Raw genomic sequence first — 15,629 nt, forward strand, 5'->3', positions numbered from 1 at the left:
GGCAAAAAATTAATATTTTGCTAGTCTATTCATTTTAACGCAAAAACCACTAGAAATCTCTAGTGGTAGTGAAAGATATTACATTTTTCATATTTTTTAATACATTTTTAGTGTTTAGGCTTTCGTTGAGCAAGGATAAATGTCGGTTCTAACTCGCCATTTTCATAAATAAAAGGAAGTGCTGTTATCGGATTTCGTCCTTGAGTGAAAAATTGAAACACCATTTGTCCTAGCACATCATAACCTGTATTATTGATTAGATCAGCAAAAATAAGTACATCTTGATGTGGAACTGCAACAGCTAGTGTCCCTTTTGCTTTCTGTTTCATACTTTCTAGTAAAGATTCATCTAAAATGCGACTTGCATCATAACCGTCATTTGTATTTAAAAAGTAAAACGTATTTTCAGCAACTTGATCTTCTTTTAACGGATGAGATAAAGATCGAACATTAAACATGGCGACCTCTCTTATCGTTTTGCGATCATATTGGTTCCGTTCCAACATATCCTCATCAATAAGCGAATAGTAATGTCCCATATCTACGGAGTAAAAAATTCTCGTTTCCGCTGTATGTTCATCAAAAACTAGCTGCTTTCCATCCTTCGTTTCAATTGGAAAAGAAGTTCCGCGAATTACAGGATAAATGTCTTTTTCTCTTCCATCTAGAGAAATATCACGTTCCATCGCTGTAAGTGTAATTTCTACATAACGTACCGCTTCTTCTATCGCTTCTTCCTTTACTCTTTCATATTTCGTTAATAGTGGCTTTAACGCTACGTTAGCCCCTTTACGAATTTCTTTGTTTTCAATGCGAAGGCGATCTTCATCTTTATCATACTTAATTGTCCACTCAGGTCTCTCTAGACGCTTTTCTAGAGTTTCCCTTAGCATATGAAGGTCCATAAAACGTCCCCCTTACTAATATCATGTATTAAGTATAACATGATATTGACATTAACACTTGTTTAGTGCTTCTGTTAAGAATGTTTTAATTTCTTCTTGTGTTTTGCGATCTTTACTAACAAACCGATGCACTTCTTGACCATTATGATAGACAATAAAACTCGGAATTCCAAATATATTTAATTCACCACATAAATCGATAAATTGATCACGGTTCGCATACACAAAGTTCATTTGAGAGAATTCCGCTTCAACTTCAGGCAAAAACGGCTCAATCACCCGGCAGTCTGGGCACCAATCAGCTGAAAACATAACAACTGATATACCCGATTGGATTTCATTGTTAAACATTTCTATTGATTGAATCTCTTTCATTTTACATTCCTCCTAAATAAATATTATTATTGGTCAATTTTCATATCACCAAGTTTGATTAAATTCATTTTCCTAAACCATTCAGATATAACTAAGCTAATGATAGCAGGACCTAATATATGTAGAAATAATATGATAAAAAAAATATTCCAAGAGAACCCCATTGCTGTAAACGTCATGATTTGTCCAACAAAACCACTCGTTCCCATACCAGCACCCGCTGGATTATTGACCATTTGAAAAACAACCGTCGCAAAAGGCGCAAGGCAAATTCCTGCAACTGTAGGCGGAACGAGTATTAATGGATTCCTTACGATATTTGGTACTTGTAGCATCGATGTACCAATTCCTAATGCCATGAGTCCAGATACACCGTTTTCGCGGTAACTACTTACAGCAAAACCGACCATTTGTGCAGCACATCCTACTGTTGCTGCTCCAGCTGCAATTCCTTCTAATTCAAGCATAATCGCAATCGCTGCACTGGAAATAGGTGCAGTTAATGCGAGTCCCATCAGGGTAGCTACTAAGATTCCCATTAATAACGGTTGCTGCTCTGTTGCCCACATCACAAGACTACCAAATTTAGTCATTCCTGATTGAATGGCTGGACCAATAAAATTAGCTACAAAGAACCCAACTGCAATTGTCACAAAAGGCGTTACAATAATATCTACCTTTGTTTCCTTTGAAACAAGCTTCCCAATTTCTGTTGAAAGTAATGCACTTACAAATGCACCTGCAGGACCACCGAGCTGGGCACCTGCTGCACCGCTCACAACAGCAGCAAACAGGACAAGTCGAGGCGCTTTTAAGCCATAAGCAACCGCAACTCCAATTGCAGGGCCCATCAGCCCCATTGCTAGCCCACCCATTTCAGTTAAAAATATTGGAAAAGCCCCTAACTGAAATCTCCCGAGCTGCTCACCAACGGTTCGAATAATCAGACCAATAATTAAGGAGGAGAATAGTCCGAGGGCCATATAACTTAAGGCTGTGATCACATAAGTTCTCCAAGATAATTCGATTCCTTTACGCTTTAGAAATCCCAAATTAAATTCCTCCTAATAATAACTTACTTTAAATAGTATTCAAAAGAACCTTTCTTTTTAAGATTCGTTTTTATACTGAACACTATGTAATATTTCAGTCATAATTTCAGTGCTTTCAGCTAAATCAGCTACAGTTGCAATGGTCGTCATTTTAGCACCGCCTATACCGACAATTACCTTATAGGAGCCTTCCTCATTAGGAGAAATGGCTAAATAACCTAGTTTATCCGCTTCTTGAAATTCTTCAAAAATAATAGCATCCTTTTCAAACTCTTGATCCCTTTTAAGGTGTACATCACTATCCCATGGTTCAATTGGAATAAAAAACATTAAAAAGATTTGATCATTTTTCTCTAATTGGAGATTAAACTCTATTTCCTCTGTTACTTCCATTCCACTAGGTAAATAAAAATCAACTTGAGCAGCTTCAAAATTCGCCTCAGCTATTTCTTCGGGAGAAAAACTATTAATGAATATATTCTTAGCTGCTTCTACTGCTTCCTCTTCTGAAACTTGACACCCTGCCATTAGGAGGATATATGATACTATTGTCACTAATAAGATAAATGGCCTCACTCGTAACCGTCCTTTCAAATAATTAAAATATTTATTATCTTTATCATACCTTGAAACGATTTTTCTTGACAAGTACAGCCTGTTTTCGACAACTTTCGTATGTATTTTAGGTCAATAGTATCAGTAGCTCTTTTTATTTATATTTTTCTACTAAGGTATTTTCGTAAACTTTGTTGCTATTGGACTGGTTTATGTTCAAAGGCTTCACGCCAAAGCGTGAAGAACTAAGCTTTCGCTTGGTTAACGGTCCAATAGCTAAAAGCAACAATCTTTTAGAAAAGAGCCTTCTATTAAGAAAAACATTTCAATTGCATTAATAACTTAAGGACTCAAATCTTACTACAGAAAGCAGATGTAGTGATTGCCCTGTTCGGTGAAAAGTATAGCTATTGAGTATCCTTTTTATTTTAAGGGGTGTTGTAGATGTAGAAATTACCTAATTTCATTTTTTTAACTAGATTAGCTTCTTTTAAACTCATATTGTCCAACTAACAAACGAACGATGTGCTCAAACATCTCACTTCGTGAAATCCAGCCATTTGTTAACACCCCAACAGTTCCGCCTTTTTTTCGAACATCTTTTTCATGAGCAAACCCATCAATGACTTCTCCTAATTCTTTACCTTCTCTAACTTGACTGGCTAATTCTTCAGGTAATACGATTTTCGCACCACTGGCAACTATGATTTCTCCTTCGCGGTCGACTAATGCTCCCCAATTACATAGCATCAAGCCAGCTTTAGTCTCCAGCACTCCACCTTCTAAGCCGAAGCCGACAGCTACCTTCTCGTCAACGAGACAACCTTTCGCACGTGTAATTGCACCTTCCATCGTTTCTTCGTCCGAAAATGGCTGTTCTGAAACATTTGAGCTTACTTTCATTCCAATAATTTTCTTATTTTCTTCTTTAATAACGTTTCGTACCGCACTAATTTTTGTAGGATTCGTCGATCCTACTGCGTAAATAACCACTAGCTTCACCTCATTGTTCATCTTTTTCGTTTTAGATTTTTTTATGATAAAATTTTAAATCATCAGATTCAATAGATCGACTTAAGAAAAACACAAGCACCCCGTTTAGCGGCGTAAGGACTGGAGCCACACCTATGAGATAAAGGAAACACGGCGAGAGTTAACAAGCCGATGTTGACTTATCGTAAGGAGGGGGAGCGAAGTCCATTAGACATCATCTGAAAAGTTATACTCCCTCATTAAAGTAGGGATTTCCTCTCGATTTCTTCAATTTACTTAGATTTTCAGCCTTGGTTACTATTAATAATGGCAATTAAGTTGGATAAAACAGTTTCATTTCAGGAAAGTAGGTAGAGGAGGGTGCACTTAATAGCCCTTCTTTCTTACCTTCTATAAAAAGGCAGTGCACGATTTGGCACTGCCCTCAAAATTCTATATTAACTATTTTTCAAAATTTGCTCTAATGTATTATTATCCGTTGATTTTACTAGCTTCGTTAATAATTCTTTTGCAGCTGCATAATCATCTACATGAACAATCGAAGCATGTGTGTGAATGTAACGTGAGCATACTCCAACAACTACCGATGGAACACCATTATTACTCGTATGCACGCGGCCTGCATCTGTTCCACCTTGAGAAATAAAATATTGATACGGAATGTTATGGGTTTCTGCTGTATCCAGTACAAAATCTCGAACCCCTCGATGTGTAACCATCGTTCGATCATAAATACGAAGAAGTGCACCTTTACCTAGCTGTCCGAAAGCATCCTTGCCGCCTGTTGCATCGTTGGCAGGACTAGCATCTAATGCATAAAAAATATCAGGTTGAATCATATTTGCAGCAGTAGCTGCACCTCGTAGTCCCACTTCTTCTTGTACTGTCGCTCCAGAATAAAGTGTATTCGGCAGTTGCTCACCTTGTAATTCTTTTAGTAGTTCTATCGATAAACCTACCCCATAACGATTATCCCAAGCTTTAGCTAAAATTTTCTTTTCATTCGCCATCGGCGTAAACGGGCAAATCGGAACAATTTGTTGACCAAGTTTAATACCAATTTTTATTGCATCAGCTTTGTCATCTGCACCGATATCAATATACATTTCTTTAATGTTCATTGGTTTATTTCGCTGTGCATCCTCTAATAAATGAGGCGGAGTTGACCCAACAACCCCAATAACTGGTCCATTATCTGTAATAATTTGCACCCGTTGAGCTAGTAAAACTTGGCTCCACCAGCCACCTAATGTTTGAAAACGTAGAAGTCCTTTTTCGCTAATCGATGTAACCATAAATCCAACTTCATCCATATGGCCTGCAACCATTACTTTTGGTCCGTTTTTATCACCTTTTTTTACTCCAAAAATACTTCCTAGCTTATCTTGGATTACTTCATCTGAATACTTTTCTAATTCAGAACGAGCGAAGCGACGAACTTCATGTTCAAATCCAGGAGCACCCGGAAGTTCGGTCAATGTTTTAAAAAGAGCTAATGTTTCTTTATTCATGACTAGACTCCTTTCGAGTTCCGAAAAAATTATGTACACGATTATTTTACCGAAAGCTGATTGGATTTTCCAGTAAAACGTAGTTGCTTACTGATTAAATAAAGGGTTTAGCTTGATACAAATTTGGAAATCTAATAAAAATTAAGTATACTTTAAGTAATGACAAAAAATGAAGGTGGGATAGCTTTGGGAATGAAACGTTTTGCTATTGGAATAGGTGTTGGTCTCGCCGCAGGACTTTTATTACGCTCAAAATTAGAGCAAGATCTAATTTCACCAGAGAAAGCATTAAAGCAGGTTAAAAACAAATTATCTCACTCGTTTAATGTAACAGGGTCTTGGATTCATATGATACCCGAAACGTGGGACAAAAATCAGTTAGAATACACCGTTTATCGTGGAGGAGTAACCGCATCTACTGAGCACGATAAAAGTCTACAGTATGATTTCATTGTTGATGCCAAAACAGGAACGATCTTAGATGTAACTCAATAAAAATGTATCAGGCCCTTTAACATAGTAAATTGTTAAAGGTGCCTGATACCATAAAATGATAAGAGGCTGCTGAACAGCAGCCTCTTTATTTTTATTTTGCTGGTTTTTTTAATATTCCAAGCATGATCGCTGTAACGATTGCACCAATAATAATCGCTAAGAGATACAGTAATGGGTTTCCACTAACAAGTGCGATAACAAACGCTCCACCATGAGGAGCAGGTAAACCAATTCCAAACATCATTGTTAATGCTCCGGCTACAGCTGATCCAACAACGATTGACGGGATGACACGTCCTGGGTCTGCTGCTGCAAATGGAATAGCTCCTTCTGTAATAAATGAAGCACCCATAATATAGTTTGTTTTTCCTGCTTCGCGTTCTTGTTTTGTAAATTTACTTCTAAAGAAAGTTGTGGCTATTGCAATACCTAATGGTGGTACCATACCACCAGCCATAACGGCTGCATGTGGACCAAAGTTACCCGCATCAATCATCGCAATTCCGAAAGTAAATGCAGCTTTATTGATCGGTCCACCCATATCAACTGCCATCATTCCACCAAGAATAATTCCAAGCAATACAACATTCGTTGTACCCATGCCGCCAAGCCAATTTTCAAGACCTGTATTAAAAGTACTCAATGGTCCTACGATTGATAACATAATCACACCAGTAAATAATATACTGAACACAGGATAAAGCAATATCGTTTTAATACCTTCTAAGGAACGAGGTAAGTTTTTAAGTGCCCACTTAATTAAAACAACTAAGTAGCCTGCTAAGAAACCTGCGATCAATCCACCTAAAAATCCACCGCCACCAGTTGAGGCGATTAAACCACCGACCATACCAGGCGCGAACCCAGGACGATCTGCAATACTCATCGCAATAAACGCAGCTAATACAGGGATCATTAATCCAAATGCATTTCCACCACCGATTGTCATTAGCATTTCAGCAATTGGATGGTAACTTGGGTGTTCTGGATCAAATGCTTCAATACCAAAAGCAAACGATAAAGCAATGAGGATACCTCCACCAATTACGAACGGAAGCATATTTGAAACACCATTCATTAAGTGTTTGTAAAAACCTCCTTTACCTCCACCTTCTGAAGCACCGTCTTGCTTTGAACCACCTGTAGACTGGTAAACAGCTACATTACCGGAAACCGCTTTTTCAATTAACTCTTTGGGACGACGAATACCGTCTGTTACACCAACTTGAATAACCTTTTTCCCAGCAAAGCGATCCATATCGACTTTTGTATCTGCAGCAACAATAATCGCATCCGCTTTTGCTATTTCATCTGAAGTTAAACGATTTTTTACACCACCAGAACCATTTGTCTCAACTTTAATTTGTACACCTAATTCTTTCGCTTTTTCTTTTAAAGCATCCGCAGCCATATACGTATGCGCAATCCCTGTTGGACAGCCTGTAACAGCTAGTACAAACTTTCCATTTTCTGTTTGTTCTGCAACTTCTTCAGTGCTTTCTTCTTCACTTGCTTCCTTCGCATCAATCGCTTGAAGGATTTCCTCTTCTGTTCGAGCTTCTAATAAAGCATTGCGGAAGTTCGTATCCATTAAATAAGTTGCTAGACGAGATAGTGTTTCTAAATGTTCATTGTTTGCCCCTTCACTTGCAGCAATCATGAAAAATAGGTGACTCGGCTGTCCGTCTAGTGCTTCATAATCTACTCCTTTTTGTGAGCGACCAAAGGCAATAGCTGGGGTTTTCACCGCTGCTGTCTTTGCGTGAGGAATTGCAATTCCTTCTCCAATACCTGTAGTACTTTGTTCTTCACGAGCTAAAATCGCCTTTTTATATCCCTTTTTATCATTTAGGCGACCCGCACGATCTAGTTGATCAATTAACTCATCAATGACTTGAGCTTTCGTTGAACTTTTTAAATTTAATATCATTGTATCTTTTTTTAATAGTTCAGAAATTCTCATATTTGAATCATCCTCTCTTTATTGGTGTCAACTCTACTTCTGCAACTAATTTTTCTATACTTTCCTTCGTACAAAATCCATTAGAAAAAGCGGTTGCACTTCCTGCAGCTATGGCATTTTGAAAAGCCTGTAAATTATCATTCGTGTCATCTAAATACGCTAAAAACGTAGCAACGACAGTATCTCCTGCACCAACCGAATTAATGACTTCACCTTTTGGAACGCTACCATGAACACAATGATCTTTATTCAAAAATAACGCACCCTTTGATGCAAACGAAACGATAATATTTTCTACTCCTTTATCCAACAATCGTTCGGCTAAAGGAACAGCATCCTCAATTGCATCTACTTTTGTAGAAAAAAGCTCTCCTAATTCATGATGATTGGGTTTAATTAAAAAAGGTTTTTTTTCAATAATTCGTTCTAACGCATCCCCACTTGTATCGACGATAACCTTTGCACCACGTTGCTCACCAATTTGCATTAACTGTAGGTAAATGTCACTCGTTAATGTTTTCGGAACACTACCTGCTAACACAAGACAATCACCAGCTTGCAGTTCTGAAATAATTTCTTTTAATTCTGCTATATGTTGCTCTAAAATTTCGGGTCCTGCTCCATTAATCTCTGTTTCGGTTTCGGTCTTTAGCTTTATATTAATACGTGTGTCCTCGTTTACATGAACAAAGCGAGTTGCAATATCTTCTTGTTTCATCCTTTGTTCAATGAAATCCCCCGTAAAGCCACCGATAAATCCAGTAGCTGTAGACCTTTTTCCTAAACGAGTAAGTACTCTTGAAACATTAATGCCCTTCCCGCCGGGTTGTTTTATTTCTGTATCACTTCGATTTAATTCACCAAGTTTAAAATTTTCTACATTAACGATGAAATCTATAGAAGGATTTAATGTCACAGTGTATATCATCTGCCTACCACCTTAATCTCTGTCTTCATTTTATATGCTTGAATAATGTCTTCATCTACAGACGAACTTGTAATAATCGTAATTTCATTTATATCTGCAATCTTTGCAAAGGCGACTTCACCAAACTTCGTATGATCCACAAGTAAAAAGGCTTGCTGTGCTTTTCGTAATGCACATTCTTTTACAAATGCTTCTTGCGTATCTGGTGTCGTTAATCCGTAATCGAGGTGAACTCCGTTTGCACCAAGGAATACTTTATCGAACCGGAATGATTCTATACCTTGAATTGCTGCTCTTCCGACGAAGGCTTTTGTCGCTGATTTCACAAGTCCCCCAATAACATGAGTTTCAATGCCATATTCCATTAATGAATTGATGTTGTTAATAGCATTCGTGACAACGACTATTTCTTTTTCTTTTAAAAAAGGAATCATTTCCGTTACCGTCGTCCCAGCATCAAGATAAATGGAGTCGCCATTTTCAATAAATTGTGCAGCATACTTTGCAATCTCTATTTTTTCTTGACTGTTTTTGACCGTTTTTTCAGCTAAAGTGGGCTCAATCAATCGCTTCTGAATAAGTGAAGCTCCACCATGGACTCGCTTAAGTTTATTGGCCTTTTCTAGATCAGTTAGATCCCTACGTATCGTAGATTCTGATGCATTGGTTATTTCAACGAACTCTTGTAACTTTACAATTTCTTTTTCATGTAATAGTGAAAGAATTAAATGATGCCGCTCAGCAGTTAGCATTCTAACACCTTCTTTCTTGCTACTAATAATTCTATTATAAAGTGAAACGCTTTCAAATTCAACCACTATCGATCATTTTTTATCAAAAATAATCAAAAACACTCAAAAAAATGTATCGATTCGGTCACAATCTATTAATACGCCAACTGCAAGTCTAATTAAATTACTTATAATTTTTTCGGCAATATTAGATAAAGTTCAAAAAAAGGTATAGTGTTAAAGAAAATCATTAACACTATACCTTCATATTGTTTTTCATTTTGTCCATATTTATTTCTAAAACTTATTAGAACATGATTTCACAAAAAACTATTTTGTATTTTTACAAATTATTGAGAATTAGCGTACACTGCCTCACATCTATAAATTCGCATTCCTTTGGCGGAAAACTTCTCTTCATATTCTGTCATAATATTTCCTTCAAAATTACTTTTGTGCAAATCTAAACTTACATTATTCAAGGTCATTCCATACTTCGAAAAGCTATGCAGAGAATATTCAAATAAACCTTGATTATCTGTTTTAAAATGGATTTCACCATAAGGTTTTAATAATGTATCGTAAAGTTTTAAAAAACCTTCGTGTGTAAGTCTTCTTTTCGCATGTCTTGCTTTTGGCCAAGGATCAGTAAAGTTGATATAAACCCGATCAAGTTCTCCTTTTTCAAAATATTCGCCCAAGTTTAGAACATCTTTATTTAAAAATTTAACATTACTAATATTTTCATCTCGAACTCGTTCCACCGCAGTGATTATTACACTCGTATACTTCTCAACCCCAATGTAATTGATCTCGGGGTGAGCTTGGCCCATCTTAGTTAGAAATTGTCCCTTACCTGTTCCTACTTCAATATGAATAGGGTTATTATTCCCAAATAGTTCCTTCCATTGACCTTTATGTTGTTCTGGGTTTCCAATGACAATTGTAGGTTCTTTACTGATCTCATCTTGGGCCCATGGTTTATTTCGTAAACGCATGATTTCACTCCTTTAAAATTACATCAGAATCTTTTCAACGGTAATTACTCAATTTTCTATTATAGGTTCTTTCTGAATTATTGTATAGATGCACATCTTTTTTGCTGTGAATTTTAAAGGTTTAAGGATAGCAAGTCCACATTTAACGTATTCTAATACTATAATTATTGTATATTATGCTGAAAGGACGTATCGGTTATGCCAATGAACAATTACGATAAACTAGGACTTCTCGCTGATATTTTAAAAAACCAATCAACTGAGCAATATATGACAAAAGATGAATATGAACAGATCAACCGTCTGACAGAATCATTGCTTGCTGAAAATCAAACTGACCCTAACTTACTACAAGCTTTACAGCATATCCAGCAAATGAATGTCAATAATCATCAACCTTTTGAAAATCAAGATGTAACACAATGGCTTCAAGTCCTTGATAACACTACCCTCACCTAGAAAAGCGGAAGCGCTCGTTTACCGACGTACGGACTGGACTGAACCGCAGGAGATAAAGGAAACACGGCGAATGGTAGTGAGTCGATGTTGACTTATCGTACGGCGGTGAGGGAAGTCTCGCTAGTCGGTGGGCGCTGCAGCTAGACAATAAGAAAAGCGGAAGGTGTCTGCTTATCGGCGACAAGCGCTGGAGGGCCAGCAATTAGTGTCCTGACTTTTGGACACGTTTGATGGACCGAAGCGACCTCGAGCCGATGACACCTGCAGCTAGACACCCTCGAAATTTATACTTTTTTATTCTGAAATCAAAAAATTCCCCATATTTCCTGGGGAATTTCTCATTTTTTGCCATCTTTAAGCGTTCTTCCTCTTTTATCGACAGCAATTATAGGGAGTTATCTTTTAGGAGCTCGACAAGATATTTTTCCCATCGATTTACTTCATTCCATTCATCTCTTTGTGTATGCCAAAGAATTATAAACATCGTTTGTGATATAACGTACCAATGCATTCGTAAGTGTAATTCTGCTGTTAAAGAGATGCCATATTGGTTTAGCCAGCTTTCCCATTGTGGTTCAGGAATATATAAATATAGTAGTAAGCCTAAATCAAGTGCTGGGTCTGCAACTGTGGCCCCATCCCAATCGATTAAATAAAGCTCCCCAGTTTCACTCAAAATCCAATTATTGTGGTTAACGTCGGTATGACAAACGACGAATCGATGATGTTCGACCTTATCTTTTTGTTTAAACAAGTAAATTAATCCATGCTCTAATATTTCATCATTAGATTGAAGTGAAGCTAATTTCTTTTGAAGATTTTCTATAATAATATTTGGAGTTAAAGGCGAGTTCCCAATACGCTTAAACATATCAAGTAACTCACTAGAACGATGAATTTTTCCTAATAACTGGGCTACATTCGTACCATTCATTTCATATGATTTTAATTCTCGCCCATTCACCCATCGCTGCGCAGTAATCACATCTCCACTTTCTAATCGTTTCGTCCATAGCAACTTTGGAACGATGCCTTCTGCAGATAAAACGGCTAAAAATGGAGACGAATTCCGCTTTAAAAAAAGCTTCTGGTCACCTTGTTGTGCAATATACGCTTCTCCTGTTGCTCCACCGGCTGGTGTTACATGCCAGTCGTCTCCTAAAAAAAATTTCAACCATTTCACCCTCAATTTCCTTTTGTTGTCCATTTCCAACAATTTGCTATCTACAGTATAACCCAATTTTCTAAGTTAGCCTATGTAAAATTTCATAGAATCATGAAGCAGAACCGCTTGATTCGGCTCTGCCCTAAGCCTGAAACAGTACTTTTGTACTAATTGGCGGAATTTTGATATACTTGTCTTTTTCCGAATATAATGGTATCAAATCTGCCCTCTTATCGTCAACGACTACGTGCCATTCGCCTTTGTAAGGTAACTGTATTTCAATTGTTGACCAACTGCCATTATGAATAACGGCTATTCGACTCCATTCATCGATCCCTTGTAATTCATCCAATACATACCCGATCACGTGTGCTGGCGTATTGAATGGTTTTATATGCTTTTGCACTAATTGGACAGAAGTTAAACGAAAAGCAGGATGTCTTTTCCGAAGTGCTATTAAGCCTTTTACATAGTCTACGTTATCAATAAACTTTGCTTTCCGATCCCAATCAAATGCATTGATTGAATCCGGGGCATTGTAACTGTTTTCTACTCCATATTTTGTCCGAAAAAATTCTTGTCCTGCATGTATAAATGGAATGCCTTGTGCTGTTAACACCATCGAAATTCCTAGTCGATGCATATTATATCGATACTCTTCGGGGTCTCCTCCGTTTGAAAGAGCAAGTTTATCCCAAAGTGTGTGGTTATCATGACATTCGATGTAATTTATCGATTGCTGTGGGGTTGAAAAAAGTTGATCTTGTGCCTGGAAAACTCCCATAGTTCCCGCTAATACTTCTCTTGTACTTTCCGTTAATTGAGCATTTCCATTAATAAATCCTTTTTCCAAATGATTGAAACTACTTCCTTTCAAACGATCTCGAAATCGATCGTTAAAAAAACTAATTTTTTCTATTTTTTTTGCTTGATCTAGGACTGCCCGTTTTTCAAACGGGAATGCAGTCGGTAAATTCCAACCTTCACCTAATAAGACGATTGATGGATTTAATTCATATAATCGATCACCAATCTTTTTCATTGTTTCCAAATCTAAAATTCCCATTAAATCAAAGCGAAAACCGTCGACATTATATTCTTTTACCCAATACGACACACAATCTAAAATAAATTTTTGCACCATTCTTCGTTCAGAGGCAATATCATTTCCTACTCCAGTTCCATTAGAAATTTGCCCATTTTGATCATATCTAAAATAATAGCCTGGGACGATTTTTTCAAAGTCACTCGTTTCCCAAATATACACATGGTTATAAACAACATCTAAAATGACACGCAGTTCGTGTTTATGCAATGTAGAAATTAATTCTTTTACTTCTCTGATTCGGACATAGGGATCTTCTGGATTAGTAGAATAACTTCCTTCTGGTACAAAGTAATGAGTTGGGTCATACCCCCAATTGTAACTATCCACCTTTTTCTCATCAATACTGCCAAAATCATTTATAGGTAAAAGTTCAATATGTGTGACTCCTAATTGTTTTAAATAATTTAACCCCGTTGCTGTTCCGTTTATTCCCGTCGTATTATCCTCAATCCAGCCTAAATATTTCCCTTTCTTTTCAATCCCACTTGTATTCCCTATCGTAAAATCTCTAATATGCGCTTCATAAATAATCGTTTGATTTCGTTCATGGAACGGCAATTTTCTTGGCCAGCGTGTTGGGTTTGTTTTTGATAAATCGATTACCATTCCTTTTAATCCGTTGACGGAAAGTGCTTTTGCGTATGGGTCAACAGCTTCATTCCAAGTCCCATTTACACGGACTTTATAAAGGTAGAATAGACCATCTTGCTCACCAGGTAACGTCAATTTCCAAACTCCTCTTTCCTTGCGAACCATGGGAATTTCAATACCTTTTTCTTCTTGCCAATCATCAAAAATAACCAATCTTACTTCTGTAGCAGTAGGCGCCCAAACTTTAAAAGTTGTTCCTGTCTTTGAGTAAGCAACTCCTAGGTCGTCTCCATCATAGTAAAACATATCATCAAAGGCTTTTGTTCTAACAACGTCACCTACTTCAACAAATGAACGTTCGCCTGTACTTGTTAATAACGTATATTCTTTACCAAAGTCGATTGGATTTAATAACTGTAAAGTATATTCTCCAGACTTTATTTGTTTGATATTAAGGATAGGAATTTCTTTATTCCCTGTACGCAATTTAAAGAAATCATGTTCATATTGTTCAATCGGTGAGGACATGACGACTATTATTTGATCTACTTCTTTTATAGTTGCTTTCTGAACCTGAAAAGCCCTCATAAACATGCCCCCTAACTTTCTCTATATCCTTAGTATATTTCAAAAGTGGTTATTTGGTTATTTGTTGACCATCAATAATTATTTTACTTTATATAATTTAATATTCGGTACCCCGTTGTTTTACTCTTTTCTTTTTATATATAAACATGTTACTCTTTTACTAAAATGTTTTAATAAGGGTGGAAGAAAGAAAATGATACAAAGAAAATTAGAAAAACGCGCTAAATTATTAATAACGTGTCCAGATCGTCCAGGAATTGTTTCGGCTATCTCTACTTTTTTACATGAACAAGGTGCTAATATCGTACAGTCCGATCAATATACAACAGATCCTGAAAGTGGAATGTTTTATATGCGAATCGAGTTTGATATAGATGATTTTGATAAAGCTTTTGAAGCTATTCAAATGGAATTCGCGCCAATAGCTGAGGATTTTTCGATTGAATGGCGACTTGAAAGTGAGAAACGAATGAAGAAAATGGCCATTTTTGTTTCAAAAGAAGATCACTGCCTATTGGAATTACTCTGGAAATGGCGCTCAGGAGAATTAATTGTTGATATTCCACTGGTCATTAGCAATCACCCAGACTTAAAAGACACGGTTGAGTCTTATGGTATTCCATTTTACCATATTTCAGTCAGTAAAGACACAAAGGTTGAGGCTGAACAGCAACAAATTCAACTTCTTAAACAATATGATGTCGATTTCATCGTCCTGGCGAGATATATGCAAATATTATCTCCAAACTTTGTCTCAGAGTTTCCGCAACAACTCATTAATATTCATCATTCATTTTTACCAGCATTTATCGGTGCAAACCCATATAAACGAGCATTCGACCGTGGGGTAAAACTTATTGGAGCTACTGCGCATTATGTTACGGATGACTTAGATGAAGGCCCAATCATTGAACAAGATGTCCTTCGTGTAAACCATCGGTATACAGCAGAACAGTTGAAGATAGTTGGTCGAAATGTTGAACGAATCACATTAGCCAGAGCAGTCTCTTGGCATAACGAAGACCGCATCATTACTTATGGTAATAAAACAATCGTCTTTAATTAAAAGGCTCTTTTCTCAAAGATTGTTGCTTTTAGCTTTTGGACCGTAAGCCAAGCGGATGCTTGGCTCTTCACGCTATGCGTGAAGGTTTTGAAAATAAAATAGCCGTTCAGACAAATGAATTTGTCTTGAAAAGGCTATTTTATTTT

Annotated in this window: 15 protein-coding genes and 1 pseudogene; 4 read left to right on the plus strand and 12 right to left on the minus strand. The window is 36.9% G+C overall.

The window, feature by feature from the left end:
* Positions 1-107: 107 nt before the first annotated feature.
* From J0N78_RS14860 to J0N78_RS14875, 4 genes are read right to left on the minus strand one after another with little or no spacing between them, the layout of a single operon-like run.
* Entirely contained in the window at positions 108-905 is a 798-nt protein-coding gene (locus J0N78_RS14860) for a DUF1444 domain-containing protein (RefSeq protein ID WP_209123905.1), read from the minus strand.
* Positions 906-956: 51 nt separating this feature from the next.
* Positions 957-1,280, minus strand: a complete 324-nt coding sequence (locus J0N78_RS14865; protein WP_209123906.1) for a thioredoxin family protein — start codon at positions 1,278-1,280, stop codon at positions 957-959.
* Positions 1,281-1,306: 26 nt separating this feature from the next.
* Positions 1,307-2,332, minus strand: a complete 1,026-nt coding sequence (locus J0N78_RS14870; RefSeq protein ID WP_247747342.1) for a PTS sugar transporter subunit IIC — start codon at positions 2,330-2,332, stop codon at positions 1,307-1,309.
* 57 nt (positions 2,333-2,389) lie between these two features.
* Positions 2,390-2,908, minus strand: a complete 519-nt coding sequence (locus tag J0N78_RS14875; RefSeq protein WP_209123907.1) for a hypothetical protein — start codon at positions 2,906-2,908, stop codon at positions 2,390-2,392.
* Between the two features lie 312 nt (positions 2,909-3,220).
* On the opposite strand from J0N78_RS14875, the pseudogene J0N78_RS14880 reads away from it, so the two are divergent.
* Positions 3,221-3,292, plus strand: a pseudogene (locus tag J0N78_RS14880) (YtoQ family protein); the annotation flags it as partial.
* 75 nt (positions 3,293-3,367) lie between these two features.
* Here J0N78_RS14880 and J0N78_RS14885 read toward each other — a convergent pair.
* Together J0N78_RS14885 and J0N78_RS14890 are read right to left on the minus strand one after the other, a co-directional pair.
* Complete coding sequence (locus tag J0N78_RS14885) at positions 3,368-3,880, minus strand: DUF84 family protein (protein ID WP_209123908.1); 513 nt, start codon at positions 3,878-3,880, stop codon at positions 3,368-3,370.
* A 437-nt stretch (positions 3,881-4,317) separates the two neighbouring features.
* On the minus strand, positions 4,318-5,391 hold the full coding sequence (locus J0N78_RS14890) for a M42 family metallopeptidase (RefSeq protein WP_209123909.1): 1,074 nt from the start codon (positions 5,389-5,391) through the stop codon (positions 4,318-4,320).
* 192 nt (positions 5,392-5,583) lie between these two features.
* Between J0N78_RS14890 and J0N78_RS14895 the strand changes: the two genes are divergently transcribed.
* On the plus strand, positions 5,584-5,886 hold the full coding sequence (locus tag J0N78_RS14895; RefSeq protein WP_209124045.1) for a PepSY domain-containing protein: 303 nt from the start codon (positions 5,584-5,586) through the stop codon (positions 5,884-5,886).
* A gap of 91 nt (positions 5,887-5,977) precedes the next feature.
* On the opposite strand, the gene J0N78_RS14900 is transcribed toward J0N78_RS14895, so the two are convergent.
* The 4 genes from J0N78_RS14900 to trmB all read right to left on the minus strand — a co-directional run bounded on the left by J0N78_RS14900 (position 5,978) and on the right by trmB (position 10,506).
* Complete coding sequence (locus J0N78_RS14900) at positions 5,978-7,849, minus strand: PTS fructose transporter subunit IIABC (RefSeq protein ID WP_209123910.1); 1,872 nt, start codon at positions 7,847-7,849, stop codon at positions 5,978-5,980.
* Positions 7,850-7,856: 7 nt separating this feature from the next.
* Positions 7,857-8,777 carry a 1-phosphofructokinase gene (pfkB, locus tag J0N78_RS14905; protein WP_209123911.1) on the minus strand — a complete coding sequence of 307 codons (921 nt, stop codon included), beginning with the start codon at positions 8,775-8,777 and terminating at the stop codon, positions 7,857-7,859.
* On the minus strand, positions 8,774-9,529 hold the full coding sequence (locus tag J0N78_RS14910) for a DeoR/GlpR family DNA-binding transcription regulator (protein ID WP_209123912.1): 756 nt from the start codon (positions 9,527-9,529) through the stop codon (positions 8,774-8,776). The genes pfkB and J0N78_RS14910 overlap by 4 nt, the downstream gene beginning before the upstream one ends.
* A 329-nt stretch (positions 9,530-9,858) precedes the next feature.
* Positions 9,859-10,506 carry a tRNA (guanosine(46)-N7)-methyltransferase TrmB gene (gene trmB / locus J0N78_RS14915; protein ID WP_209123913.1) on the minus strand — a complete coding sequence of 216 codons (648 nt, stop codon included), beginning with the start codon at positions 10,504-10,506 and terminating at the stop codon, positions 9,859-9,861.
* A gap of 198 nt (positions 10,507-10,704) precedes the next feature.
* Here trmB and J0N78_RS14920 point away from each other — a divergent pair, with 198 nt between their 5' ends.
* Positions 10,705-10,965, plus strand: a complete 261-nt coding sequence (locus J0N78_RS14920; protein WP_209123914.1) for a YtzH-like family protein — start codon at positions 10,705-10,707, stop codon at positions 10,963-10,965.
* Positions 10,966-11,350: 385 nt separating this feature from the next.
* Here the strand turns inward: J0N78_RS14920 and J0N78_RS14925 are convergent, their stop codons facing one another.
* Both J0N78_RS14925 and pulA read right to left on the minus strand, forming a co-directional pair.
* On the minus strand, positions 11,351-12,139 hold the full coding sequence (locus J0N78_RS14925; RefSeq protein ID WP_209123915.1) for a phosphotransferase family protein: 789 nt from the start codon (positions 12,137-12,139) through the stop codon (positions 11,351-11,353).
* 133 nt (positions 12,140-12,272) lie between these two features.
* Positions 12,273-14,417 (minus strand): type I pullulanase, encoded by a 2,145-nt coding sequence (gene pulA, locus J0N78_RS14930; RefSeq protein WP_209123916.1) that lies wholly within the window; start codon positions 14,415-14,417, stop codon positions 12,273-12,275.
* A gap of 193 nt (positions 14,418-14,610) precedes the next feature.
* Between pulA and purU the strand changes: the two genes are divergently transcribed.
* Positions 14,611-15,483 carry a formyltetrahydrofolate deformylase gene (purU, locus tag J0N78_RS14935; RefSeq protein WP_209123917.1) on the plus strand — a complete coding sequence of 291 codons (873 nt, stop codon included), beginning with the start codon at positions 14,611-14,613 and terminating at the stop codon, positions 15,481-15,483.
* Positions 15,484-15,629: the final 146 nt, after the last annotated feature.

Source organism: Alkalihalobacillus sp. BA299 (assembly GCF_017745675.1).
Taxonomy (GTDB): Bacteria; Bacillota; Bacilli; order Bacillales; family Bacillaceae_F; genus Alkalihalobacterium.

Bases quoted from the DNA above. Each gene is read 5' to 3' on its own strand.
- J0N78_RS14860 (WP_209123905.1), bottom strand. From the start codon at position 905: ATGGACCTTCATATGCTAAGGGAAACTCTAGAAAAGCGTCTAGAGAGA.
- J0N78_RS14865 (WP_209123906.1), bottom strand. From the start codon at position 1,280: ATGAAAGAGATTCAATCAATAGAAATGTTTAACAATGAAATCCAATCG.
- J0N78_RS14890 (WP_209123909.1), bottom strand. From the start codon at position 5,391: ATGAATAAAGAAACATTAGCTCTTTTTAAAACATTGACCGAACTTCCG.
- J0N78_RS14895 (WP_209124045.1), top strand. From the start codon at position 5,584: ATGAAACGTTTTGCTATTGGAATAGGTGTTGGTCTCGCCGCAGGACTT.
- J0N78_RS14900 (WP_209123910.1), bottom strand. From the start codon at position 7,849: ATGAGAATTTCTGAACTATTAAAAAAAGATACAATGATATTAAATTTA.
- pfkB (WP_209123911.1), bottom strand. From the start codon at position 8,777: ATGATATACACTGTGACATTAAATCCTTCTATAGATTTCATCGTTAAT.
- J0N78_RS14910 (WP_209123912.1), bottom strand. From the start codon at position 9,529: ATGCTAACTGCTGAGCGGCATCATTTAATTCTTTCACTATTACATGAA.
- trmB (WP_209123913.1), bottom strand. From the start codon at position 10,506: ATGCGTTTACGAAATAAACCATGGGCCCAAGATGAGATCAGTAAAGAA.
- J0N78_RS14920 (WP_209123914.1), top strand. From the start codon at position 10,705: ATGCCAATGAACAATTACGATAAACTAGGACTTCTCGCTGATATTTTA.
- pulA (WP_209123916.1), bottom strand. From the start codon at position 14,417: ATGAGGGCTTTTCAGGTTCAGAAAGCAACTATAAAAGAAGTAGATCAA.
- purU (WP_209123917.1), top strand. From the start codon at position 14,611: ATGATACAAAGAAAATTAGAAAAACGCGCTAAATTATTAATAACGTGT.